Annotated in this window: 24 protein-coding genes; 10 read left to right on the top strand and 14 right to left on the bottom strand. The window is 66.0% G+C overall.

Going from position 1 to position 23,986, the window contains the following annotated elements:
• Positions 1-101: 101 nt before the first annotated feature.
• Complete coding sequence (locus IXW21_RS14215; protein WP_194764913.1) at positions 102-1,130, bottom strand: DUF1852 domain-containing protein; 1,029 nt, start codon at positions 1,128-1,130, stop codon at positions 102-104.
• Positions 1,131-1,256: 126 nt separating this feature from the next.
• Here IXW21_RS14215 and IXW21_RS14220 point away from each other — a divergent pair, with 126 nt between their 5' ends.
• Both IXW21_RS14220 and IXW21_RS14225 read left to right on the top strand, forming a co-directional pair.
• The gene (locus tag IXW21_RS14220) at positions 1,257-2,198 is read left to right on the top strand and encodes a LysR family transcriptional regulator (RefSeq protein ID WP_194764914.1); all 942 of its coding nucleotides are present in this window, start codon (positions 1,257-1,259) and stop codon (positions 2,196-2,198) included.
• 116 nt (positions 2,199-2,314) lie between these two features.
• A complete protein-coding gene (locus tag IXW21_RS14225; protein WP_194764915.1) occupies positions 2,315-2,671 on the top strand; it encodes a sigma factor in 357 nt (118 codons plus the stop codon).
• On the opposite strand, the gene IXW21_RS14230 is transcribed toward IXW21_RS14225, so the two are convergent.
• Together IXW21_RS14230 and IXW21_RS14235 are read right to left on the bottom strand one after the other, a co-directional pair.
• A complete protein-coding gene (locus IXW21_RS14230; RefSeq protein ID WP_194764916.1) occupies positions 2,625-3,074 on the bottom strand; it encodes a BLUF domain-containing protein in 450 nt (149 codons plus the stop codon). The two genes, IXW21_RS14225 and IXW21_RS14230, sit on opposite strands and share 47 nt — an antisense overlap.
• Positions 3,071-3,310: a hypothetical protein gene (locus IXW21_RS14235; RefSeq protein WP_194764917.1), complete on the bottom strand. Its 240-nt coding sequence runs from the start codon at positions 3,308-3,310 to the stop codon at positions 3,071-3,073. The genes IXW21_RS14230 and IXW21_RS14235 overlap by 4 nt, the downstream gene beginning before the upstream one ends.
• 215 nt (positions 3,311-3,525) lie before the next feature.
• Between IXW21_RS14235 and IXW21_RS14240 the strand changes: the two genes are divergently transcribed.
• Both IXW21_RS14240 and IXW21_RS14245 read left to right on the top strand, forming a co-directional pair.
• Entirely contained in the window at positions 3,526-3,843 is a 318-nt protein-coding gene (locus tag IXW21_RS14240) for an NIPSNAP family protein (RefSeq protein WP_194764918.1), read from the top strand.
• Between the two features lie 168 nt (positions 3,844-4,011).
• Complete coding sequence (locus IXW21_RS14245) at positions 4,012-5,379, top strand: D-alanyl-D-alanine carboxypeptidase family protein (protein WP_194764919.1); 1,368 nt, start codon at positions 4,012-4,014, stop codon at positions 5,377-5,379.
• A gap of 772 nt (positions 5,380-6,151) precedes the next feature.
• Here IXW21_RS14245 and IXW21_RS14250 read toward each other — a convergent pair.
• From IXW21_RS14250 to IXW21_RS14270, 5 genes are read right to left on the bottom strand one after another with little or no spacing between them, the layout of a single operon-like run.
• Positions 6,152-6,499, bottom strand: a complete 348-nt coding sequence (locus IXW21_RS14250; protein WP_323742264.1) for a rhodanese-like domain-containing protein — start codon at positions 6,497-6,499, stop codon at positions 6,152-6,154.
• The gene (locus tag IXW21_RS14255) at positions 6,496-6,759 is read right to left on the bottom strand and encodes a hypothetical protein (RefSeq protein WP_194764920.1); all 264 of its coding nucleotides are present in this window, start codon (positions 6,757-6,759) and stop codon (positions 6,496-6,498) included. Before IXW21_RS14255 ends, IXW21_RS14250 begins: the two co-directional genes overlap by 4 nt.
• Positions 6,756-7,208: a hypothetical protein gene (locus IXW21_RS14260; protein ID WP_194764921.1), complete on the bottom strand. Its 453-nt coding sequence runs from the start codon at positions 7,206-7,208 to the stop codon at positions 6,756-6,758. The genes IXW21_RS14255 and IXW21_RS14260 overlap by 4 nt, the downstream gene beginning before the upstream one ends.
• Before the next feature lie 13 nt (positions 7,209-7,221).
• Complete coding sequence (locus tag IXW21_RS14265; RefSeq protein ID WP_194764922.1) at positions 7,222-7,647, bottom strand: MarR family winged helix-turn-helix transcriptional regulator; 426 nt, start codon at positions 7,645-7,647, stop codon at positions 7,222-7,224.
• A 41-nt stretch (positions 7,648-7,688) separates the two neighbouring features.
• Complete coding sequence (locus IXW21_RS14270; protein ID WP_194764923.1) at positions 7,689-9,089, bottom strand: carboxylesterase family protein; 1,401 nt, start codon at positions 9,087-9,089, stop codon at positions 7,689-7,691.
• A 29-nt stretch (positions 9,090-9,118) separates the two neighbouring features.
• On the opposite strand from IXW21_RS14270, the gene IXW21_RS14275 reads away from it, so the two are divergent.
• Positions 9,119-9,733, top strand: a complete 615-nt coding sequence (locus IXW21_RS14275; RefSeq protein ID WP_194764924.1) for a PadR family transcriptional regulator — start codon at positions 9,119-9,121, stop codon at positions 9,731-9,733.
• Here the strand turns inward: IXW21_RS14275 and IXW21_RS14280 are convergent.
• The 5 genes from IXW21_RS14280 to IXW21_RS14300 all read right to left on the bottom strand — a co-directional run bounded on the left by IXW21_RS14280 (position 9,676) and on the right by IXW21_RS14300 (position 16,648).
• The gene (locus tag IXW21_RS14280) at positions 9,676-11,463 is read right to left on the bottom strand and encodes a sulfatase (RefSeq protein WP_194764925.1); all 1,788 of its coding nucleotides are present in this window, start codon (positions 11,461-11,463) and stop codon (positions 9,676-9,678) included. The two genes, IXW21_RS14275 and IXW21_RS14280, sit on opposite strands and share 58 nt — an antisense overlap.
• Positions 11,463-12,275, bottom strand: a complete 813-nt coding sequence (locus IXW21_RS14285) for an ATP-binding cassette domain-containing protein (RefSeq protein ID WP_194765043.1) — start codon at positions 12,273-12,275, stop codon at positions 11,463-11,465. The genes IXW21_RS14280 and IXW21_RS14285 overlap by 1 nt, the downstream gene beginning before the upstream one ends.
• Positions 12,276-12,343: 68 nt before the next feature.
• Positions 12,344-14,104 carry a dipeptide/oligopeptide/nickel ABC transporter permease/ATP-binding protein gene (locus IXW21_RS14290; RefSeq protein WP_194764926.1) on the bottom strand — a complete coding sequence of 587 codons (1,761 nt, stop codon included), beginning with the start codon at positions 14,102-14,104 and terminating at the stop codon, positions 12,344-12,346.
• Positions 14,101-15,042, bottom strand: a complete 942-nt coding sequence (locus tag IXW21_RS14295) for an ABC transporter permease (RefSeq protein ID WP_194764927.1) — start codon at positions 15,040-15,042, stop codon at positions 14,101-14,103. The genes IXW21_RS14290 and IXW21_RS14295 overlap by 4 nt, the downstream gene beginning before the upstream one ends.
• Positions 15,043-15,097: 55 nt before the next feature.
• On the bottom strand, positions 15,098-16,648 hold the full coding sequence (locus IXW21_RS14300) for an ABC transporter substrate-binding protein (RefSeq protein WP_194764928.1): 1,551 nt from the start codon (positions 16,646-16,648) through the stop codon (positions 15,098-15,100).
• Between the two features lie 195 nt (positions 16,649-16,843).
• Here IXW21_RS14300 and IXW21_RS14305 point away from each other — a divergent pair, with 195 nt between their 5' ends.
• From IXW21_RS14305 to IXW21_RS14325, 5 genes are all read left to right on the top strand, one after another.
• Positions 16,844-17,809 (top strand): formylglycine-generating enzyme family protein, encoded by a 966-nt coding sequence (locus tag IXW21_RS14305; protein ID WP_228528575.1) that lies wholly within the window; start codon positions 16,844-16,846, stop codon positions 17,807-17,809.
• Positions 17,810-17,837: 28 nt separating this feature from the next.
• Entirely contained in the window at positions 17,838-20,276 is a 2,439-nt protein-coding gene (locus IXW21_RS14310) for a glycoside hydrolase family 3 protein (RefSeq protein ID WP_194764929.1), read from the top strand.
• A 91-nt stretch (positions 20,277-20,367) separates the two neighbouring features.
• On the top strand, positions 20,368-21,702 hold the full coding sequence (locus tag IXW21_RS14315) for an MFS transporter (protein ID WP_228528576.1): 1,335 nt from the start codon (positions 20,368-20,370) through the stop codon (positions 21,700-21,702).
• A complete protein-coding gene (locus IXW21_RS14320) occupies positions 21,699-22,061 on the top strand; it encodes a YidH family protein (RefSeq protein ID WP_194764931.1) in 363 nt (120 codons plus the stop codon). Before IXW21_RS14315 ends, IXW21_RS14320 begins: the two co-directional genes overlap by 4 nt.
• The gene (locus tag IXW21_RS14325) at positions 22,058-22,396 is read left to right on the top strand and encodes a DUF202 domain-containing protein (protein ID WP_194764932.1); all 339 of its coding nucleotides are present in this window, start codon (positions 22,058-22,060) and stop codon (positions 22,394-22,396) included. The genes IXW21_RS14320 and IXW21_RS14325 overlap by 4 nt, the downstream gene beginning before the upstream one ends.
• Positions 22,397-22,732: 336 nt before the next feature.
• Here IXW21_RS14325 and IXW21_RS14330 read toward each other — a convergent pair whose 3' ends face one another.
• A complete protein-coding gene (locus IXW21_RS14330; RefSeq protein WP_194764933.1) occupies positions 22,733-23,938 on the bottom strand; it encodes an amidohydrolase family protein in 1,206 nt (401 codons plus the stop codon).
• Positions 23,939-23,986: the final 48 nt, after the last annotated feature.

The raw sequence follows: 23,986 nt of genomic DNA on the forward strand, positions 1-23,986 counted from the left end.
AGGGTCGGGTGAGAAGGCGGTCGGGCGAGAAGGTGGTCGGGCGAGAAGGTGGTCGGGCGAGAAGGGCGGTGCGTCGAGAGGGATGCTCGGCGATGGGCCGGTCAGGCGACGGACACGAGGTCGTCGGCAGGCACACGGTCGTCGACGGTGGCGCCGTAGCCGGCGGCCCACTGCTCGAGCAGCTCGCCGTGCGGCTGCATGAGGTGCTCGTCGGTGAACCGGCCCTGCTCGGTCGCGAGCCGGCTGCGCTCCTCGCGGTCGTACGCGATCTTCGTCACGGAGTAGTCCTGCTGCTCGAGCGTCGGCTGATAGACGCTCGCCGCGGTCGAGTTCGCGTTGTAGATCTCGGGTCGGTAGATCTTCTGGAACGTCTCCATCGTGCTGATCGTGCCGATGAGCTGGAGGTTCGTGTAGTCGTTCAGCAGATCGCCGCGGAAGTAGAAGGCCAGCGGCGCGACGCTGCCACGCGGCATGAAGTAGCGGACCGAGAGGCCCATCTTGGCGAAGTACGCGTCGGTGAGCGACGAGTCCTTCTGCTCGTACTCGACACCGAGCACCGGGTGGTGGTTGTCGGTGCGGCGGTACGTCTTGCTCGTCGAGACGCTGATGCAGATCACCGGCGACAGCGAGAATCGCTCGCGGTACGCCTCGGAGTCGAGGAAGTGCTGGAAGAGTTTGCCGTGCAGATCGCCGAAGTCGTCGGGAAGGGCGAATCCGCCCGCCGCTTCGCTGGCCGCCGGCAGCCGCACACTGAAGTCGTAGTCGCGCACGTACGACGAGAAGTTGTTGCCGACGATCCCGTGCGTGCGCTTTCCGGTCAGACGGTCGACGATCTGGATGTCCAGCACCTCGAGCAGGGGGAACTCCCGGTCCTCGCCCTCCGCGGCGAACTGCACCGCGACCGAGATGATCTCGAGCTCGAGGGTGTACCGGTCGGCGCCCGGGTTGTCCCACCGGGCCAGATCGTTGAACCGGCGGTCGATCATGGTCAGCGCGTTGCGAAGGTTCTGCTGGCGGTGCTCACCGCGCGCCAGGTTGGCGAAGTTCGTGGTGATGCGGGAGTCGTGCGAGGGCGAGTAGTCCTCGTCGAACCGGGTCGTCGTGATGCGGAACGTGAACTCGTGCGCCATGGGGTGCCAATCGGTGAGCTGATCGGCCGGGCTCGGCCTCGCGGAAAAGGGGATGACTCCATGGTGCGGCCAGACCGCTCCTATCGAGTAATGCGCGCGAGCTATGCCAGGGCATAGGCTGTGGCTATGGTCAGGCGGTCGAGCGGCATCACGCTGCAGCAGCTCACCTATTACATCGAGGTCGCGGCAGAGGGCTCGATCAGCGCCGCCGCCGATCTGCTCTACGTCGCGCAGCCCACGATGTCGGCGGCGATGAAGGACCTCGAGGGCCGAGTGGGCCGCGACCTGCTCGTCCGGTCGGCGCGCGGCGTGACCCTCACCACCGACGGCGTGGAGTTCCTCGGCTACGCCCGGCAGGTCGTCGAGCAGGTCGCGCTGCTCGAGCAGCGCTATCTCGGGCGGCCACCGTCGCGCCGCCTGCTCGGAGTGTCGACGCAGCACTACTCGTTCGCCGTCGACGCGATGGTGCGGATGGTGAAGGCGACCGAGGCCGCCGAGTACGAGTTCTCGCTGCGCGAGACGCGCACATGGGACATCATCGAAGACGTCCGCACCCTCCGCAGCGAACTCGGCATCCTGTATCGCAACGACTTCAACCGCAACGTCATCGACAAGCTGCTCCGCGACTCGGGACTCGCGTTCCGGCCGCTCTTCATCGCCGAGCCGCACATCTTCATCTCCCGCAAGAACCCCCTCGCCGCCCGGGATCGAGTGACCCTCGACGATCTCGCCGAGGTGCCGCGGCTCACGTTCGACCAGGGCGCGAACAACTCCTTCTACTTCGCCGAGGAGATCCTCTCGACCCTGTCGAGCACGAGGGAGATCAGAGTCTCGGACCGCGCGACCATCTTCAACCTCATGATCGGACTCGACGGGTACACGATCTCGACCGGAATCATCAGCGACGACCTCGACCCCGAGATCGTCGCGATCCCCCTCGACGTCGACGAGCGGATCGAGATCGGCTGGATCGGCCACTCCGCGATACCGCTCACAGAACAGGCGCAGCGCTACCTCGCGGAGTTGCGCACCGTCGTGGCGAGTTTCGGGGTGACGCTGCTCGGCTGAGCGCACTCCCCCGCTGCCCGCTCCGCCCGCTCCGCCCGCTCCGCCGCTGCTAGCACCTCGCCATCATCGCGCGCAAGAGCCATCTGTCGTCGCCGCGCGCGTGCCACGATCAGCACATGAGCACCCGACGCATCCCTCCCCTGATCGGGGATGCATCGTCGCGTACCGAGGACGACCTGATGGTCGACATCGCCTCCGGCAGCCAGACGGCTTTCGCACAGTTGTACGACCTCACGTGCGCGCGTGTGTTCGGACTCATCCTCAGCGTGATCGAAGCCCGAGCATCTGCCGAGGAAGTGCTGCAGGAGACCTACGTGCACATCTGGGCGCACGCGCGGGAGTTCGCGGCGTATCGGGGAAGCGCGGAGACCTGGATCGCGGAGACGGCGCATCGCCGTGCACTCGAACTCAGCCGGGCACTCGAACTCAGCCGCGCGACGGGACCGACTCCCGAACGCGGAACCACAGCGTGAGCTCCATGATCGCGCGGCCGATCATGTCGTGATCTCCCACGCGGAGGTCGTCGAACGAGTCGCGGTATCCGGATGCCATCGCAGGGTCCGCCGCGACCAGCGACTGGTACCCCATCGTCCATTCGGCGAACCGCCGCTCGTGCAGGGGCTCTTCGATCAGAACGCGTACATCGTGGTGCCGTGGATCGCGACCGATCTTCTCCATCACCTCTTCGACGTCGGACCTCGGTCCTTCCAGGATCTGGACGAACTCGCCTCGCCGGTAGAGAAGCATCCCGGTGATGTCGCTCGCGCTGTTCCGCGCTCGACTCACGGCCAGCAGTTCGGCGAGCTCCCGCTCGTCGAACGGGCGCGTGGCACTGCTGCTGTACACGAGCGAGACGAGCGGGTTCGCGTCGGTCATCCGGCATCCTCCTGCTGTCCCGCAGTGTCGTCGGCGTCGGCGGTCACGGCCGCCATCGCCAGATGGTGGTCCGCATGGTCGCCGAGGGAGCGGGACGCGGCGTCGAACGCACGCCATGCGCCGTCGACCTGGCGGTCGACGTATCCGAGAAAGGTGCCTTCCCGGCTGCCCACGTAGAACCCGTCGGCCACGCTCGCCCACAGGGGGCGGACGGCCGGCGGCGACTGATCATGCATGTGATCAGCGTACCTTCGCGAACACGGCCGGGGTCGGATCATCCTGCGGAGGGATGCATGTACCTCCGACGCGAGCGAGATCACCGTGCGCGCCAAGACGGTCTTCGCGTGCGGCGACTGGAGCGTGATGGCGTCGGACGACGGCTGGTTCGGGTGGTCGCCGAACTCCGACGAAGAGCGGAGTGCCGCCGCCGCGCTCTGCCAAGCTGGTCGACATGATCACGGTTCACCTGCGCTACGAGATCGACCCTGACAAGCTCGACGACTTCACCGAGTACGGACGCCGGTGGATCCGTCTGGTCGCGAAGCACGGCGGCACCCACCACGGCTACTTCCTGCCGAGCGAGGGCGACAGCGATGAAGCGTTCGCGCTGTTCACCTTCCCCTCCCTCGCCGCGTACGAGGTCTACCGCACGGCCTCGAAGACCGACCCCGAGTGTGTGGAGGCCTTCGAGTTCGCGCGCAGGACGACGTGCATCCGCCGGTACGAGCGCCGCTTCCTCAGCCCCGTCTTCTCGGGGGACGCGGACTGAGACGGCGCGGGGCACCGGATCGAGTCCAGCCGATTCTCTGATCGGCTGGGCTCGAGGCCGACGCACTCTTGTCCCCCGAACGGCCGATACCGGCGGCGGCGAGCATCCACGAGGATGGTCTTTTCCGAAGATTGCGAGCGACAGGTGACGCGCGATGAGGGGCTCTCGATGACGGCACCGGATCACCCGGTGGATGCGCTGTCCGATTTCGCGGACCTCATGACGCACGAGCAGGAGTTCACCGACGGTCAGGTCGATCCCGGGGTGCGCAGGAAGCGCAGGCGTCGGGGGCTCGTCATCACCGCCGTCTGCCTCGTCCTCGTGCTCGCCGTGACCGGCGGCTACATCGGGTGGGCGCTCACGGCGCCCACGAATCCGCCGACGGTGACCAACCGCACACCGCAGGTGCCGGTCGGGGCCGCTGCCACCATCGCGACGCCGATCGCCACGGCGTCAGCGATCAGCATCGCCGGCGCCGATGCCTATCTGGGCGAGGGGGCGAGCGGCATCTGGTCAGCGACGGGCACGGGCGAACCGCTCCCGATCGCGAGCATCACCAAGCTCATCACCGCCCTCGTCATCCTCGATGCGTCGCCGCTCGCCTCGGCGGACGACCCCGGGCCGACCATCACGTTCGACAAGGCCGACCACGATCTCTACGACGCGTACTACGTGCTCGACGCGACCATCGCTCCGATGCCCACCGGCACCGCCATGTCGCTGCACGATGCCCTCGCCGTCATGCTCATCCCCTCGGCGAGCAACTACGCCGAGGCGCTCTCGTCGAAGATCTTCGGATCGCAGAACGCGTTCCTCGGCGCGACGCGCGACTGGCTCGCCGCCCACGGGCTCACCGGCACGACGGTCACGGATCCTACGGGCATCAGTCCGCGCAACACGAGCACGCTCACCGACCTGCTGTCCATCGCGAGGCTCGCCGCCGCGAATCCGGCTATCGCCCGGATCGTCGCGACCCCGTCGATCTCGGTCCCCGGTGCCGGTGCGGTGTACAACACCAACGGCCTCCTCGGCACGGTCGGGATCACGGGGCTGAAGACCGGGAACCTGGGCATGGGCACGCACAACCTGCTGTACACGGCGACGCTCGACGTGGGCGCGGCCGCTCCGCTCGCCGTCACCGGCGTCGTCCTCGGGGCACCGACGCGCGATTCGGTGAACGCCAGCGTGATCGCCGCACTCGAGAGCATCCGCTCCGGGTTCCACGCGGTGCCCGTCGTGACCGCAGGGCAGGAGATCGGATCGATCTCGACGCCCTGGGGATCCAGCGCCACGCTGGTCATCGACGAGGACGCGTCGATCTTCACCTGGTCGGACACCCCGATCGAGGTGGCGGTCGACATCGACACCCCGCTCACGTACCGCGACGGCACGGTCGTCGGAAGCGTCACCTGGACGGCCGGCCCGAACACCGTCACCGCACCCGTGACGATCGCCGGCAGCATCGACCCGCCCACCGAGTGGTGGAGACTCACCCACCCGTCCGAGCTCAGCTTTCTGGCGGATGCCGGGGGCTGAGGATTCTTCGCAGCACGGTTCGCCTCGGCAGGTCGATCGTGAAGCCGGGCGGGATCTCCCCCACAGCGTCGACTACTCATCGTTCGCCTGCAGGATCAATATCCGCGCCCTCGCGCCCTACCGCGCCCGCTCGTCGCAGCACGCGTGGATCTTCACGGAAGACGACATCCAGGTGTTCCGGGACGAGCTGAAGAAGCGCCCTCGGCATCGACTCCCACTGGCAGCACGAGGACGGCGTCATTCCCGCGACGAGACCTCCTCCAACGATGAGGCTGCTCGTCATCGTTGCTGTTGCCGCAGCGTCGCCAACCAGGCCAGCCCCGACGGCAGGCGCGGTTCGCAACTGCTCGTACCGCGCGAACAGGATAGACGCCTGCTGGATCCGCGGCAGATTTCGGCAGGCGTCCTCAGTTCATCCTCGTCCGTGAGCTCGACGGCCCAGCCATACCCCCCCCCCTGACCTCGGCTCAACCGCAGACCGCACCGTATTCCTCGGTGAACAACACGCACGGTCGACGTACCGCCTGGGCGTCCGCTCTCAGCTTCGCCATCATGTCCGCGTGTCGCGCTGACTCCCCGCACCAGAACTGGAAACGCGCCCTCACCTACTCAGCCCCTTTTTACTTCCTTGTCTGGCCGTTCACCGACGATAAGACCACTTATCGCAGCTATCCGGCGCAACCTCATCTCACTTCACCGTCGCGTCCGTTGGACATGAAAGCACCTCGCCTCCGCGCATGACGCGCAGCGATCGGGGCGACTACGGAGCGATTCACGAAAGCGCGTCTCCCTCGACGAGTTCGCCTCCTGTAGACCGCCAGCCAACGAGCCCACGCGTCATGTTCGCTGCGTCATATCCGAACTCAGCGAGCAGGTTCGCCGCGCCGCTCGACAGCAGGCCGCCGGTGCAGAACGTGATGAGCATCCGATCCGCGGGCAGTTCATCCATACGTTCCTCGAGCTGCGCGAGGGGTATCAGCACCGATCCCGGTATGTGATGCCGCCTCCACTCCCGCATGCCACGCACGTCCACGATGAGCGCGCCGGACGCCGCCAGCACTCGCGCTTCCGACGGGCTGACCGTCCGGGGGCGACGGAAGAAATGCCGCGTCGGTGTCACCGACGAGCTTCCCTTCGCACATTGACCAGCGTGAGCACACCGCCGAGCACAGGGATCAGCGCCATGAGCCGCGTTCGCAGCAGCAGATCACGGCCGAACAGCGCCGTGACCGCGACGGCGAGATAGAGCGCTCCGTGGATCGGCCCGATCATCGGGGCGACTCCGTCAAGGTCCACCGAGAAGCGATTCACGAGCAGGACCGCGATACTCAGCAGCTCCAGCACCGAGAGCACCTCGAGGGCGCGCAGCAACGGCTTCATTCTGCACCCGGCCGAACGATCATGAGCACCACGACGGTGACCCACAGCAGGTTGAACACTCCGGTCATCGCCCGCATGCCGCCCAGGCCCCCGCGATCCGGCACTGAGGCGAGCGCATCTCGTTGCGCGGGCACGATCCGCAACACGAGCAGAGCTCCGGCGATCGCGGTGAGCACCATCGCGATGGTGATCCATATCTCCCCCAACCACCCCTGCACGGCGGCGAGCGCAAGCCCGACGAGTGGAACGGACAGCGCGAGGATGCCGTAGGTGCGGGTGATCCGATGCAACACCCTCGCTGCATCCACCCCCGCTACCGGGCCATCGGTGGCGGAAGCGTCACTGGCGATCTGCGGAGCGAATCGCGGGAAGAGACTGGTGGTGACGGCGACAGGACCGATGAAGAGGATGCCGGCGACGACGTGCACGGCGAGGAGAGCATGTTCCACACCTGTAGTTTACCTAAAGGTCGACGATGCCCGCAAACGTCGCCAGCATGTGTACGCGCAACGCGTCGGTGAGCTCTATATGCTCCTGAGAGAATGCTCTATCGAGGTCGGCCACACGCTCTGCAGCGTCTGCGAGCAGGTCCTGACCACGGCTCGTGACCTCCAGCCGAGAAGCGGCACCCGCACGCGCCGTGGCGTCGGTGACCAATCCCGCCTTCTTCAGTGCACCGACAGCGATATGGGCGCTCGCCGCCGTGATGCGCGATCGTCGAGCCAGCTCACTGAACGAGATGCCCGGCGTGGCACGGACGTGTCCGAGCAGTGCGTACTTGCGCAGCGTCAGGTCGAGCGGCTTCAGCGCATCGGCGACACGTTCCTGCCAGCGCGCTGCAACAGTGAGCAGCGCGATCGTGGGGCTGAAGGGTGGAGTCTCGGTCACTCGCTCAGGCTACTCGCCGGGGTGGATCAGAGACCGCCCTATCATCGCTCCGGATCTCTGTAGGTGTCGCGCAGAGTACCGAGCGGATCCATCTGCATGCGGACTCTCTCCCCGATGACTGCGACATCTCGGCCGGGCCCCATGGGCGCCCATACTTCACCGAGCACCTCCCTGTCCCCGTGAATGAAGTCCCGCCAGAGAACGGCGAGTTGTGACACCTCACTCTCGTCACCTGGGGAGAACAGCAGATCGAGCTCGGCATTGTGAACCGGCGCGGCTTGCGGTGTTCCGGTGAAGAGATAGGCGTACGTCGGTGCTGGTGCGGACAGCCTCGCCGAGAGAATCCGCTCCGTCGGCTGACGATAAGCACGGTCGGTGCACCAGGCGGTGCTATCGTCGCCGACCTCGAGACCGGACCTGCGAGCCCGCTCGAGTGCCGATCGATATCCCGAATCCGCGTTCTCTGACGCACGTCGCGCCGCCGGCAGAACGCTCGCCATCAGAGCCGCCTCCCGGAGGTTGGTGCCGATCAGAAGGGGGATCCCTTCCGCAGCGCCCTGCTCGAACGCCTGCAGCGGCGACTGAACGAGAGAGGGAACACCGAGGACGGGCCGGAACGGCGTCGGGAGTTCCCATGCGCCCAGTGAGGCGCGTTGCAGAAGTCGCCCCTGGGCGGCGACCACGTCAGCCTCCGGCCGAGAGATCAGCTGCGCGACTCCCCCCATCGAGGCGGACATCACCGAGGCGACCGCGTTCGCCTGGGCCACCGTGTGAACGCGCTCCGCTGTGCCGCTCTGCATGATGGCACGCGACACCAGTGTGGCGCCCCACTCGGTTGCCAGCACCGTCGCCACCATCGCGGCCCCTGCGGACTGCCCGGCGAGCGTCACCCGAGAGGCGTCCCCACCGAAATGTTCGACGTTGCGCCGCACCCATTCGAGGCCGACCCTGATGTCGTGCAGCCCGGTGTTCCCGGAATCCGCGTACTCCCCTGCCCCGTCGTGCCCCAGATGGAGGTGCCCCAACGCTCCCACACGGAAACTGAGCGCGATCACGACGGCGCCGAGCGACACCGCCAGCGCCCCAGCATCACGTTCCGTACTCGAGCCCGCGAAGCCGCCTCCCCCATGGAGCCACACCAGCACGGGGAGGCCCCCCACGTCGACCGGACTCCAGACAGACGCGTGGATGCATTCACGGCCGTCGCCGATGACCGGACCCGGGTCATCGAATCGAAACGCGTGCAGATGCTGGGGAGCTACCGCGGGATGCGGATCATCGTCCCTGATCCCTTCCCAGGCGACGCCGTGGACCGGAGGAAGAAAGCGTCGTTCGACCCGAGCGATCGGGATGCCGCGAACCCTCATCGCCGTCGTATTCCCGACAGCGATCACGCGCTGGCGAACACGGCCCTGCGGCAGGGCGATGGTTCGAGCGATCACGATCCCTCATCCTTAGACTGGGCGATGACATGAACTTCGATGACATCCTCCTTTCTCTCATCGCGCGCCGCGCCCGCAGCGGATATGAGCTGAAGAAATGGCTCGACGTTGAGGGCATCTTCATCCGCGCCAATGCCGACCAATCCCAGATCTACCGGACGCTGCGGCGACTGGAGAAGCATGGGTTGATCAGTCACGACGTCGTTCGCAAGGGGGGTCCTGATTCGAAGATCCACAGTGTCACCGACGCCGGAGCAGAGCACCTTCGACGGCTGGCCGACGCTGAGTACGAACCGCCCGCTCGCTGGCAGGAAGCCGATTTCCTGGCTCGGATCTCGCTTCTCGGCCCCGTCTCGCCAGCTTCGATCGTGTCGACCATCACGCGCGAACTCGCTTTTCGACGTGACCAGATCTCCCGCTTCCGCGGACGGGATCGCGATGACCAGGGGGAACCGGGGCCGATCGAATTCGATAGCCTGCTGATCGAGCAGCTCGGTGCCGACATGGATCGGTTCGGACGCCAGTCGATGGACGCATGGATCGCCTTCCTCGAGGAGCAGCACACACTGTGGGTGGCGAGACTCGATCAGGGCCTCGATGCCGAAGCCACCCGTGCGAGCTCTTCCTCAAGCTCTTCGAGCTGATCCAGTCCGACTCCGGGGATCGCAGCCGCGGCGACGAGGAGAGAATCGGCGCCGACGAATCCGGCAAACATCTCGCTCCGGAACGCCGGGATCCGATCACTGATCAGCTCGCGTCGATGCTCGTCTTGGAGGAGCTCGCGAACCGGCGTCGCCGCGATGATCGCGTCGGCAGGAAAATCCGTTCGGCGCGCGGCGACCACGCGGGACCGCTCGATGACCGGCCACTGCGAACGGATCAGCAGATGCTCTGCCGTCACCGGACCCGAGACCGGAAGTCCGAGCCGTTCGAACTGATCGTGCGGCGCATCGCTGGAGCGCATCACCCCCACCAGCAGTTCAGCCATGCGGAGTTCGAGCTCATCGTCGCACAGCGGGTCCTCTTGATCGGGGTCGTTCTCGAGGTCGAACAGTAGCGTTCCGAACTCGGCGGGGTTCCCGAGAGCCCACGCGGGGATCCGGAGGACCGGCACTCCCTTGGTGAAGTCGAATCCCGGGACGAGCTCTGCGCTGCGCAGTTCCTCCACGGTGAATCGTCCGCGCATGTGGGTGGGCATGAGGGTGTAGTCGAAGAGCGGTTCGTTATCAAGGGTGGCGCTCGACCGCATGTATACATATCTCCCGTCCGTCACATTGACGTGCCCGCCGTGCGCGCCGAACAACGCGGCGTCTCGGATCGGCTCGTCGGTCGCAACGGTGTCTGCGAGTGATCGGCCCTGCATGTCCGGCGTGCGCTCGAGGTCGAAGTAGTCGAGCAGAGTCGGACCGACATCGATCGTCTGGACGAGGCTGTTGCGCCGCTCTCCACGGATACCGGCGCGCGGGTCCCAGACGTAGAGAGGAGTATGGATCGTCTCGTCGTACCAGGGCATGACCGACTTCCCCCACCAACCGTGCTCGCCGAGGAGGAAGCCGTGATCGGTGCAGACGATCAGAAGCGTGTCATCCCACATGCGGTGCTCATCCATGAAGTCCAGCACCCGCCCCAGGGAGTTGTCGCACATGGTCACGAGTGCCATGTACGCATCCCGCGCGCTCTCCGCCTCCGCCTGCGACTCCGTGACGCGGCGGTACGAGGGCCAATCGAAGGTCGCTTCGGCCTCAAGCCCTTCCGCTCCGTAGGCCTCCCGATAGCGGTCGTAGCTGAAGAACGGCTCGTGCGGATCGAAGGTCTCCAGATGCAGCAGCCACCTGTCTTCGTCGAGGTTGGTCTGCATGAACTGCAGCCCCGCATCGAAGGTGAGCGTCTGCGGATGATCCGCCTCGTCCTGCAGATACTGCCGGTTGATCCAATCCTGACGAGACAGGAAGTGCTTCGGGTTGAGGTTCTCCGGCGGCGTCGGATCGGCGACGTGCCCTTTCCACAGGTCACCCTCCTGACCGCGGAAGAACTCGTAGCTGTTGAACCGGTTGTGGTACGTTCCCCCGCCGTCTTCCCAGTAGTGCTGGTGGTCCGTCACCATGTGCGTGTAGACGCCGGACTTCTTGAGCATCTCGGGCACGGAGTCGTCGAACGGTTCGAGCGGACCCCAGGAGCGATGAAGGAAGTTGTACCGCCCGGTGTGCAGTTCCCGCCGAGCCGGCATGCACGGCATGCTCCCGGCGTAGCACTGATCGAAGCTCGCCGTGCGCTCTGCGAGACGCTCGAAGTTGGGGGCTTTGACGTCGAGCCCGCCGTACCCCGGCAGCATTCTCCGGTTGAGGCTGTCGAACATGACCACGATGGCTTTCATCACATGACTTCTTCCTGCTGGATACCGATCGACTGTGCATCGAGGAACCGACGTCGTTCCTCTCGACGGTCACGTTGCATGACCGGGTCGGCGATCGGCGCGGCCATGAGGAGCCGCTGGGAGTACTCGTGGTCGGGAGCGGCGGTCAGCTTGTCACCGTCGCCGAACTCCACGATGTCTCCGCGATACATGACTGCGACGCGATGGCTGATCGCGCGCACCACCGACAGATCGTGGGAGATGAACAGATACGACACGCCTGTGCGCTCCTGGATCTCGATGAGCAGATCCAGCACCCGTGCCTGGGTCGACAGATCGAGGGCCGAGACCGGCTCGTCGCACACGATCAAGCGAGGTTCGAGCGCCAACGCTCGCGCGATCGCGATACGCTGACGCTGCCCTCCGGAGAACTCTTTGGGATAGCGATCGACCGCGTCCCCAGGCAGATTCACCGCATCGAGCAGTTCCTTGATACGCGCACGTCCATCTGCCGCGCTGACCCGCTTGCGCAGCAGCGGCTCACCGAGGATGTCGCCGATCGTCATCGCCGGGTTCAGCGAGCTGTACGGGTCCTGGAAGACGACCTGAATGTCATCCGAGAGGTCGCGACGCTGCCGCGGGCTCAGCTCGGCGATGTCCCGGCCGTCGAAGTCGATGGAGCCGCGGGCGACAGGAACGAGACCGAGCACGGCTCGTCCCAGCGTCGTCTTTCCCGACCCGGATTCGCCGACCAGACCGAGGGTCTCTCCGGGACGGATATCGATGGACACCCCGTGCAGGGCCTGGAACGGCGGCTTCCGCCATCCTTTCATCGGAAACTCCACGACGACGTCCTTCACATCGAGGAGTCGGTCTCGTTCCACGTTCTCGCTCACGGCGATCACCGTTCCTCTCGTGCGGTCGCCAACGGGCCGCGTGCATCGACGCCGTCGAGCGTCGATCCGAGCAGCATCCGAGTGTACGGATCCTGCGGATTCTTGAAGATCTCTTCCACCTCGCCCTGCTCGACCACCCGGCCGTGCTGCATGACGACGACGCGGTCGCAGATATCTGCGACGACACCGAGATTGTGGGTCACGAGCATCACACCCATACCGGATTCACGCTGCAGCTCGCGCAGCAGATCGAGCACTTCCGCCTGCACGGTGACATCCAAGGCGGTCGTAGGCTCGTCGGCGATGAGCAGACGAGGGTTGCAGGAGACCGCTCGCGCGATCAGCACCCGCTGTGCCATCCCTCCCGAGATCTCGTGCGGATAGGCGTCGAATGTCCGCTTGGGATCGTTGATGCCCACTCGCGCAAGCAGCTCGAGGGCACGAGAGCGCGCTGCCGCAGCCGAGAGTCCGAGTACGGCCCTCATCGGCTCGACCAGCTGATACCCGATCCGGAACGAGGGGTCCAGATTGCTCATCGGCTCTTGAGGCACATAGGCGATGCCCTTGCCTCGGAGTTGCTGGAAGACGTCCTGACCGGCGCCGGCGAGTTCTCGACCGTCGTACCGAATCGATCCCGCCACCACTCGCCCGCCTCGGGGAAGCAGTCCGAGAAGCGAGAAGGCGGTCTGGGTCTTGCCCGACCCCGACTCTCCGACGACGCCGACGATCTCTCCCTCGCTGACGTCGAACCCGACATCGTGCACGACGACGGTCGGCGAATCCTCGCTCCCGTAGGCGATGCTCACCCCGCGAACCGAGAGCAGCTTCTCCGAATCGCCCGGACCGTCCGGCGTCGGCAGGGAATCCGATCCCCGCCGCGCGGGCAGCGCGCCGGCGACGCGCCGTCCCTGGAGCGAGTCCCTGATGGCGTTTCCGAGCAGCACCAGCGCAGCCACGGTGATCGAGATCATGAGTCCAGGCCAGAGCACGGACATCGGAGCGATGAAGATGTTGGTGAATGCGTCCTGCAGCATCCCTCCCCAGGTCGGTGTGCTGGGGTCGCCGAGTCCGAGGAACTCGAGTCCGGACTGGATGATGATCGCGATGCCGGCGACGATGGCCGTCTGGATGATGATGGGCGACCGCACGACCCGAAGGATGTGACGGACGATGATGCGGACGTCGCTGAGCCCTGCCACCCGCGCCGCGTCGACGTACAGCTCACGCTTCACCGAGAGCACCTGGTTGCGCACGAGACGGAAGAAACCGGGAGTGAGCATCACGCCGAAGACGGCCATGCTGGCGTACACCGAACCGCCCAGGCTCTGATAGAACGCGAGGAGCACGATCATGGCTGGAAGGGCCAAGATCACGTTGGAGACCCAGCTGGCGATCCCGTCGAACGCGCGTCCGAAGTACCCGGCGATGAGGCCAGCGGTCGTCCCCAGCACGAGCGCGATCGATACGGCGATCAGCGCACCGATGAGGGTGTTTCGCCCACCCGCGACCAGCCGACTGAGAATGTCGCGTCCGGCGCCGTCGCCGCCCAGCAGATACTCGCCACCGGCAGGGGCGAGGATGAGCTCGATGTCGACCGCCGTCGGCGAGTGTCGTGTCAGGAACGGGCCGATGATGCTGAGGAGGATGACGAAGCCGAGGATGATGACGGCGACGATTCCCAGGGGATTGCGGAGGACGGCGCGCGTCAAGGACACTCGCGCGGTCGGCGTCGTGGCCAGGGCCACGGTATTCGGAGCGCTGGTCACTGAAGTCTCGCTTTCGGGTTGATCCAGCCGTTCGCGAGGTCGATCAACAGGTTCACGATCACGACGACGATGACGAGAGCGACGACGATGCCCATGATGGCCGGGATGTCGCCCTGGATGGAGGAGTTGACGGTGAGCGTCCCGAGACCCGGGATCGCGAAGATGCGCTCGATCACGACGGCGCCGCCCAAGAGCCCGATGAACTGCAGGGAGAGCACCGTGAGGGCCGGCGGAGCGGCGTTGCGAAGCACGTGCCGGAGCAGGACTGATCGACGGCTGAGGCCGCCCGCCTGGAGTGTGCGCACATAGTCGAGCTCCAGCACATCGATGAAGGCCCCGCGGATCTGCTGGGCGGCGGAGGCGATTCCTCCGATGACGAGGGCCGTCACCGGGAGCACGAGTGAGGATGCCCATGCAAGGGCATCCACCTCGAACGGGACATACCCTGTGGCCGGCAGGAGCTTCAGGTTCAGCGCGAACACGATGACCAGCATCAGCGCAACCCAGAAGTTGGGAAGGGCGAAGCCTGCCACGGAGACGAACTGCAAGAGCCGGTCGACGGCTCCGCCGCGCACGGCGGCAGTCACGCCGAGGACAGCGCTGATGATCGCCGTCACCACCACGGCGAGGATGACCATCGACAGCGTGACGGGCAGCCGGTTCGCGACCATCTGGGAGACAGGTTCGCTCGTGAACCACGATGCGCCGAAGTCGCCGCGGACCGCGTCGGTGAGCCACGACAGATACTGCGCGAGCAGGGGTCGGTCCAGACCCAGCTCCGCGGTCTTGGCCACGACCTGTTCGGCTGTCGCGCTCTCGCCGAGGATGTTCCGAGCGACGTCGGATGCGGTCGAATAGATGAGAAGGAACGTCACCGTCGAGATCACGAAGACCAGAACGATGCCGGCGAGGATGCGCCGGACGATGAAGGAAAGCATGATGAGCTCCGCAGGTTGAAGCGGGGGCGACTCCGTGGAACCGCCCCCGCAGATGTCATGACGCCGGAGCGAAGTTCCGGATCCAGGGGACGACATTCCATGCCTGAGGCGTCGCCTTCACATCGGAGGCGGTGGCCAGGAGAGAATTGACGCGATACCACGGCGCCATCCAGGCCTGATCCACCAGGTACTCGTTGACCGCCTGGAATGCCGCGCCCTGATCGTCAGCGGTCGCGGACTGCGCCGTGGTCAGGAGGGCCGACATCTCGGGGTCATCGAGGTGAGCGGTGTTCCACGGAGATGTCGGGAAGGCGAACTTGCGGAAGTCCTGCCATTCGCCCTGGCTGCCGAGCGAGAACCAGAACATCGGGTACTTTCCGGACAGCAGATCTGAGATGGCGGCATCGGCAGCGACCTTCTCGAACGTGATCGTGATGCCGATCTCACCCAACTGCTGTTCGAGGATCGGGGCGACCTGAGGGAACTGGGCCAGATCGGGCATCGTCACTGTGAAGCCGTCCTCGTAGCCCGCCTCAGCCATGAGCGCCTTGGCCTTCTCGAGGTCGAACTCATACGCGGTGTCGAGCTTCTCGACGTAGGCGCCGCTCTCCGTGTTGAAGGTCTGCGAGGTGGTCTCGCCCTCACCCCGCGCCAGGTTCTTCAGGATCGCCTCCTTGTCGAACGCCAGGTTGATGGCCTGGCGCACGCGCACGTCTGCAAGTGCCGGCACTGTGGCGCCCGCACGATCGTTGAGGAACAAACCCTGCCAGTCGGTCGGATACCGCTCGACGGTGAGTCCGCTTCCCTCAGCTTCCGCGACGTTCGTCGCCTGCACCAGACCGACCTTGACCTGTCCGGACTTGAGCGCATTCAGTCGTGCAGTCGCATCGGCGATCGGCTTGACGACGATCTCGTCGTACGGGAACGCATCCTGGTTCCAGTAGTCCTCGTTGCGCTCGTAGACGTACTGACTACCCGGCGTCGCCTCCGTGAGGACGTAGGGTCCGGAACCGATGGCGCTCGTAGCCGGGTCGCCCGCACCGAGAGTGGCTGGGCTGGCCATCGCACCGCCGACGGCCGCGAGGTAGCTTTCGAGCCCGGGATCGGGAGCGATGAGGTGGAGCTTCACCTCAGTCTCACTGACGACTTCGATCTCTTCGATCGACCCCGCCATGTAGGAGTTCTGCCCCGTGCCGTTCTTGAGGTATTCGAGATTAGCCTTGACCGCCTCACCGTCGAACGGGGCACCGTCGGTGAATTCCACTCCCTCACGGAGAGTGAGATCGAGCACGGTGGCGTCCTCGTTGTAGCTCCATTCCGTTGCGAGGTTCGGTTGCAGCTTCGCCTCCGGATCGAGCACGAGCAGCGTGTCGTACACCGGCATCCAGAAGTGGACACGGTTCCCGATCTCGAGCGCCGCGCGATCGAAGGAGTTGTTGTCGAGGGCGGCTGCGATCGTCAGGGTGCCGCCGCCGGCGCCTTCGGTATCGCCCGAGCTTGCAGACCCACCACCTGGACTGCAGGCGACAAGGGCCGATCCTGCCAGCACGAGTGCGGCTGCTGCGGTCATGGCCCTCTTGACGGGTCCGGTCATGCGTCGTTGCACGAGCATTCTCCTTTGAATGATTGGGTGTGGCATGTCTGTCTGCGATTTGCCATCTATGGGACAAGTCCATTAGCTACTGGATTCGTCTAATAGTAGGGCCCTGCGGATGGAAGTCAAGATCTATTTCCTCGCATCAGTAGCGGACTTGTCCTATAGTTTGGTGATCGGAGCTTCGGCATACACAAAGGAGTGGCGATGACGCCTATCGAACGCCGCGCAGACACCGCAGCCTGTGGCTGCACCCCGTCTCGCTCGATGATCGACATCGACGGCGCGCCTACGACAATCCCCCTTGGCACGGCCGCCACGCACTCGATCGAGCAGGCAGCCATCCCACCCGGCACGTTCTCGATGGGGGATTCGTCAGGCGACCACAATGCGGGCGATGGCGAACTCCCCGTCCACCCGGTGACCCTCGAGGGGTTCTCGATTGACGTCACCACAGTCACCAACGCGGCCTTCTCACGTTTCATCCGAGCGACCGGGCATCAGACCGACGCCGAACGCTTCGGATCCTCGGCCGTCTTCTACCAGCACGTCGCCACCGAGACAGCCGAATCTCTCGTCCCGGCTGATGACATCCCCTGGTGGGTGGATGTTCCCGGCGCCGACTGGGCGCATCCGGGGGGTCCGCGCAGTTCTCTCGACGGCCTGGACGATCACCCGGTGGTGCACGTGAGCTGGAACGACGCCGCCGCATACGCGAAGTGGGCCGGGCGGCACCTTCCGACGGAAGCGCAGTGGGAGTACGCCTCTCGCGGAGGCCTGGGAGAGGCGAAGTTCCCTTGGGGCGACGAGGACATCGCCAGCGGGGGGTGGCGCGCGAACATCTGGCAGGGTTCGTTTCCCACACTGAACGCTGGAGAGGACGGATGGCTCGCCACCGCTCCCGCCCGCGAGTATGCCCCCAACCCTTGGGGGCTGTTCCAAACCGTCGGCAACGTCTGGGAATGGTGCGACGACTGGTTCTCGCCGACCTACTACGCGAACTCGCCACGCAACGACCCCGCCGGTCCTCTCTCGGGTGGCACGCGAGTGCTTCGCGGGGGCTCATTCCTGTGCCACGCGTCCTACTGCAACCGCTACCGGAACTCCGCCCGCTCGGCGAACACGCCACTGTCATCGATGAGCAACGCGGGCTTCCGCACGGTCAGCCGCTGACCTTCCGACCACTGATGAATGGAGAATCATGACAGCCCACGATCCCGCCGAGAGCGCGCTGCGCCTTCGTCTCGACGCGCTCACCCTTGACGAGAAGGTGCAACTGCTCACCGGGCGAGACTTCTGGACCACGTGGCCGATCGAGAAGATCGGCCTGCGCCGCATGCTCGTCTCGGATGGACCGAGCGGCGTGCGCGGCGAACAATGGGATGAGCGATCGCCATCCCTCAACCTGCCGTCCGCGAGCGCGCTGTCCTCGACCTGGGACGCAGGGATCGCGGATGCCTACGGCGCGGCGTCTGCCATCGAAGCGCGGCGCAAGAAGGTCGACGTCGTGCTCGGACCGACCATCAACCTGCATCGCTCCCCTCTCGGCGGGCGGCACTTCGAGGCCTTCAGCGAGGATCCCCTGCTGACGGCGCAGCTTGCGGCGGCGTACGTGGCCGGAGTCCAGCGCAACGGTGTCGGGGCGACGCCCAAGCACTACATCGCGAACGATTTCGAGACTGACCGCTTCACCGCCAATGTCCAGGTCAGCGACAGAGCGCTGCGCGAGCTGTATCTGCGGGCGTTCGAAGACGCGATCGTGGAATCCCGCGCGTGGTTGGTCATGTCGGCCTACAACTCGATCAACGGGGTGACAGCCACCGAGAACAGCCTCCTCGAGAGCCCCCTCAACGATGAGTGGGGTTTCGACGGCGTGGTCATCAGCGACTGGACAGCGGTGCGCAGCCTCGCCAGCGCCGCAGCCTCGCAGGACCTCGTCATGCCGGGTCCGGACGGGCCATGGGGGCAGGCTCTCCTCGAAGCCGTGCGTTCCGGCGAGATCTCCGAAGAGACGATCGACCGAAAGGTGTTGCGACTTCTCGCCCTCGCAGCTCGCGTCGGAGCATTGGAAGGGTTCGAACCGGTCGCTGCAGAGCCGATCGACGTACTCGATGGGGTGGCCTTCGCCCGCGAGGCGGCGGCTGAGGGAACGGTGATGGTCGCGAACGACGGCATCCTTCCCCTGTCCGCTCCGCGCTCCATCGCAGTGATCGGACACAACGCCCAGCACGCACGCACACAGGGTGGCGGCAGCGCGACTGTCATACCCGAGCGCGTCGTGTCACCGCTCGACGGCATCACCGCAGCGTTCCCCGACGCAGAGGTGACGTATTCCCTCGGGGCCGTGGTGCAGGACGGGCTCAGTGAGCTCGAACCGACCGCCATGGTGAACCCCGCGACGGGGACTGCGGGCGCACGCGTCGAGCTGCGCGACGAGCATGGCACCGTGATCTTCACCGAAGACCGTCTCGCCAGCGCCCTCGTCTATTTCGGCGGAGATGCCCCGATCTCCGATACCGCGCGTTTCGATTTCATCACCGACTACACCCCCACGTCCTCCGGAGACCTCAAGCTCGGGTTCGCCTCCGTGGGCCACGGTCGCGTCTATGTCGACGACGAACTCCTCATCGAGCAGTCCTCCGCCAGCGAGGGCATGGACCTTGGTGCAGCGTTCCTCGCGCCCCCAGTCGTCTCTGCTCCGGTCCGATTCGAGCGCGGCCAGATGCGGCGCATCCGTATCGAGCTGGAGACCGAGAAGCTCGAGGGCGGCCTGGGAAACGCCATGAGCATCACGATCGGCACCGAGCCGGCCGACATCGACCCTGATGAGCTCATCGCCGCGGCCGCTGAGGCCGCTGCCGGCGCCGAGACCGCGATCGTCGTCGTCGGAACCAACGCCAGTGTCGAATCCGAGGGCTTCGACAGGAGCTCGCTCACCCTCCCCGGCGCGCAGGATGCTCTCGTGCGGGCGGTCCTGGCGGCCAACCCACGGACGGTCGTCGTCGTCAACGCCGGCTCCCCCGTGCTGATGCCGTGGCGAGAGGATGCGGCGGCAGTCCTGCTGACCTACTTCGGCGGACAGGAATACGGCAACGCTCTCGGCGACCTCCTGCGCGGCGACAGCGAGCCCGGCGGGCGTCTGCCCACGACCTGGCCCGCCTCCGACGCAGATGTGCCGGTGATGGACGTGACACCGGTCGACGGCGTCGTCACCTACGACGAAGATATTCACATCGGCTACCGGGCGTGGCTCCGCGCCGGCAGGACACCGGCCTATCCGTTCGGCTTCGGGCTGGGCTACACGACCTGGTCGCTGGATCAGCCGCACATCTCGGGGTTCAGCGACGGAATCGCCACGGTACGCGTCACCGTCACCAACGACGGCGACAGGGCGGGCAAGCACGTCGTGCAGGTGTATGCCGAGAAGACCGATTCGACGATCGACCGTCCGGTCCGATGGCTCGTCGGGTACGCAGTGGTGCGTGCGGAAGCGGGTGGCTCCTCCGAGGTCGAGATCAGCATTCCCCGGCGCGCGCTGGCCCACTGGGATGCCGGCTGGCAGTACGAGCCCGGCACCTACATCCTGAAGCTGGGCAGCAGCGTGCTCGATCTGCCGCACGCGGTCGCCGTCACCCTGTGACCGAAGCGGTCGGCGCGTCGCCTTCCGCGCGCGCCGACCGCCCCTGGATTGCACGCACGAACACCTGAGAGAGTAGTGCTGTATGTCAACGATGACCGACCCAAACGCGACTCCCGCCGCGCCCGTATCCGATCGGGTGCCGCATCGGTGGAGAAACCTCGCCGTGCTGTCGAGCGCCTCGATCGTGGACAACACCGAAGCGGGTCTCGTCAACAACGTGTTCCCCTCGATCGCAGCGTCGCTCCGACTCGACAGCGGTCACCTCGGCGTGATCGCCGCGGTCGGCAAGCTCGCGAGCGCACCCGCAGGCCCGCTCTGGGTCTGGCTGGCGACACGGATCGGACGCCGCTGGGTCGTCGCCCTCACCTCGTTCCTCGCCGGCGTCTTCGGCCTCGCCGGCGCATTCTCGACCGACTTCGTCACGCTGCTGATCTTCACCGCACTGATGGCGGCGTCGGCGATCGGCGGCAGCCCGGTGTCGATGGCCGTCATCTCCGACTCCTTCCCCGATCGCCTCCGTGCACGCGCGATGGGGTTCTACTTCGCCTCGCTACAAGTGGCGACCCTGGCGCTCGGTCCGGTCATCGCACTCTTCCTCAACCTGGAAGACGGGTGGCGATGGGCGATGGGCGCTATGGCGATCGCGTGCTTCCTGATCGGCGGGTGCGTCCTGCTTCTGTTCCGCGACCCGGGAGTCGGCGCCTCCGATCGGCTGCTGCGCCCCGGTACCACGACAGCAGAGCCCCCCAGAGTGGGGCTGCGCGATGTGCTCGGGCTGTTCCGAGTGCCGTCGTACGTGGTGATGATGTTGTCGCGTCTGCTCTCGGGACATCTCCTCATCCTCATCTTCGGCGTACAGTTCCTGGTCACCGAGCGCGGGATCGATAACGCTCTGGCGGTGCTCGTGGTGCTCCCTCTCGGGGTGGGGTACACGATCGCGACTCTCTCGATCGGCTTTGCCCTCCCCGTGCTCGACCGCCGGCTCGGCGCGCGGGGACGGGTGTTGGTGCTGCAGCTGGCACAGGTGCTGTTCGCGATGAGCGCGCTGTTCGCGACGCAGATCGAGTACGACGCCGTGTGGCCGTACGCCCTTCTCTGGGCGGCGATGGGCGCCTGCCAGGGCCTCAATCCCCCCGTGAACAGACCCATCGTCGCTGCGATCGTTCGTCCGGAACTGCGGGGCCAGGCCTTCGCCATCTGGCTGACGATCTTCGAGACGATCGGCTGGGCGATGTTCGCGCTGGCAGCCGGCAGTCTCGCCGTGCAATTCGGGCTGCAGTCCGTGTTCCTCTGGATCCTGGTGGCTCTGATGCTGGTCAATGCCGCAGTACTCTCGGTGCTGTACGTGACCTACCCGCGAGATGTCGCCAGGGCGCGGGCCACGGTCGCCGCGCGGGACACCGCTCCCTCGGAGTCCGCGTCGTGAGCCGTCGACGCTTCCCGCAGGCGGTGTTCCGACACGGCAGCGAGCCGGACCCCCGATTCACCTTTGCCAACGAACGGACCTTCCTGGCCTGGATCCGCACGGCGTTGGCACTGATCGCGGGCGGCGTCGCGCTGGAACTGCTCGGTCTCGATCTGCAGCCGCAGCTCCGTCTCGCCGCATCGCTCCTGCTCGTCGGCACCGGTGCGGTGCTGCCGGCACTCTCGTGGTCGAGTTGGATCCGCAGCGAGCGTGCGATGCGGCTCGCCGCGCCACTGCCGGGCTCGGTATTGAATCCCTTCATCGCCGCCGTGGTCGGGCTCGCCGGGGTCCTGCTGATCATCGCCGTCGCGCTGCGGTGAGCCTGTTCGATCCCGGGTTGCAACCGGAACGCACGGAGCTCGCGTGGCGACGCACCGCACTGTCTCTCTCGGTCGGATCGCTCATCGCTCTGAGGATCCTGCCGCAGGCGCTCGACTCGGTCTTCGGCATCCTGCCGGGCCTCTTGGGACTTGCCGGCGCTGCCTTTCTGTGGTTCACCGCAAGACGGCGCTATCGACGGGTGAATGCCGTCCTGCTGGGCGATTCAGACCGGTCGCTGCTGCCAGACGGGACGGCCCTCGCATTGACGGCGCTCTCGACGACCTTGCTCGGAGTAGCCGGCGTCACGGTGGCACTACTTCGAGCCATCTCCTGAGCAGTGCGTGTGCGATGGCGATCGCATCACGACGAAGAGCTCGCGGTGGCTTCGCCATCTCATGTCATCAGACGCCCATCGAAGGACGTTGCCGTGCAGGTCCCCCGCCGTGTCTGATCAGGGCCTACTCCGGATCATGACCCCCATCCACGGCGAAGACAGCGAAGTCATCCCGCACCACCTCCGCGAGCACGCCGATGCCCGAGGTGTACTGCAGGTGAGTATGCGCATTCACGAGACCCGGCGAAAGGACACCCGCGTGCTCTCCCCGGGGAAGAGGCCGCTACAGCACCCCCGAAGGAGGGCTGTAGCGGCCTTTTCATCTCAGCGGTGAGATCAGCGGTGCGACTGGACCTCGACTTCGCGGATCGGAGCGGGCGAGTTCCGACTGCGAAGGGCACGAATCTGTCCGTTGATGATCACGCCGGCGATCCCGGTGATGTCACCCCGGTTGAGGGCCTTGATCGGGTGATCTGCTGGACCGCCGACCGGCTGCTGCACCAGCACCAGGTCGGCAGGGCGCCCGTCTTCGAGCACGCCCTCCTCTCGGCGCAGAACGCGGGCGGCGTTGCTGGTGGCGTAGGCGATGACGTCCGTCGCCGGCACGCCACCGATCGATGACAGCTCGGCGATCGTCTTGATGATCGCCAGAGGCATCACACCGGTGCCCGACGGGGTGTCGGAACCGAGGATGACCCGGTCCAGTGCTCCGTGCTCGGCCGCCATGCGCTGAATGTTCAGGCTTGCCGAGAGATTCCCGGCCTGCACGAGCTGCAGCGCAGCATCCGACTCCTTCACGAGTCGCTCGACGTCGGCCTCCGGGAGGCTGGTCGTTCCCCCGTTGATGTGGCCGGCGATGTCGGGGCGCATCGCGATGAGATCATCGACCGTGATCGGCGCGACACCGGGAACCGAAGACGCGCCCCCCGAGTGCGACATCACCACGAATCCGGCGTCCTGTGCCCACCGCACGTGCGGGACGGCATCCTTCGGCACGTTGAAGCCGCCGAATCCGACCTTCATCAGCCAGATTCCCTGACCCGCGAGCTCGGCGTAGTCCTCCTGCTCCATATAGGGGCCCGTCATCAGCGACCCGCCGTGGATGCGCACGCCCCCGGGACGGTTGTTGGTGAACGAGCGGTTCGCCGCCACGGCAACCGCCTTCACTCCGTGCCGATCCATCGGCCGCCCGGGGAAGTGCACTTCGCCGGCGGACATCATCGACGTCACCCCTCCGTGCATGTAGCTCTCGATGAAGCCGATCGTGTTCTGCTTCGGGTTGAAGTCGCCGATCGAGAAATGAGTGTGCGTGTCGAACAGTCCCGGAAGTGCGACCGCGCCCTTCGCATCGATCACGACGTCGGCCTCCGAGTCAGCGGAACCACCGATCTCGACGATGCGGTCGCCCTTGATGAGCACCGTCTCGACTTCGCGCAGCGTCTCTCCCAATCGCCCGGTGACGACGCCACGCAGATTCTTGATGAGGAGCGTTCCCTCTGTCGGTCCGAAGAACTTCTCCGGGTAAGTCTCATCCCACGTCATCTGTATTCCACCTATCTGTATCGGCGCCCGCGATCTGTCGCGAGCTGT

This window comes from Microbacterium sp. UFMG61 (assembly GCF_015354505.1).
In the GTDB taxonomy this organism is placed as follows: domain Bacteria; phylum Actinomycetota; class Actinomycetes; order Actinomycetales; family Microbacteriaceae; genus Microbacterium.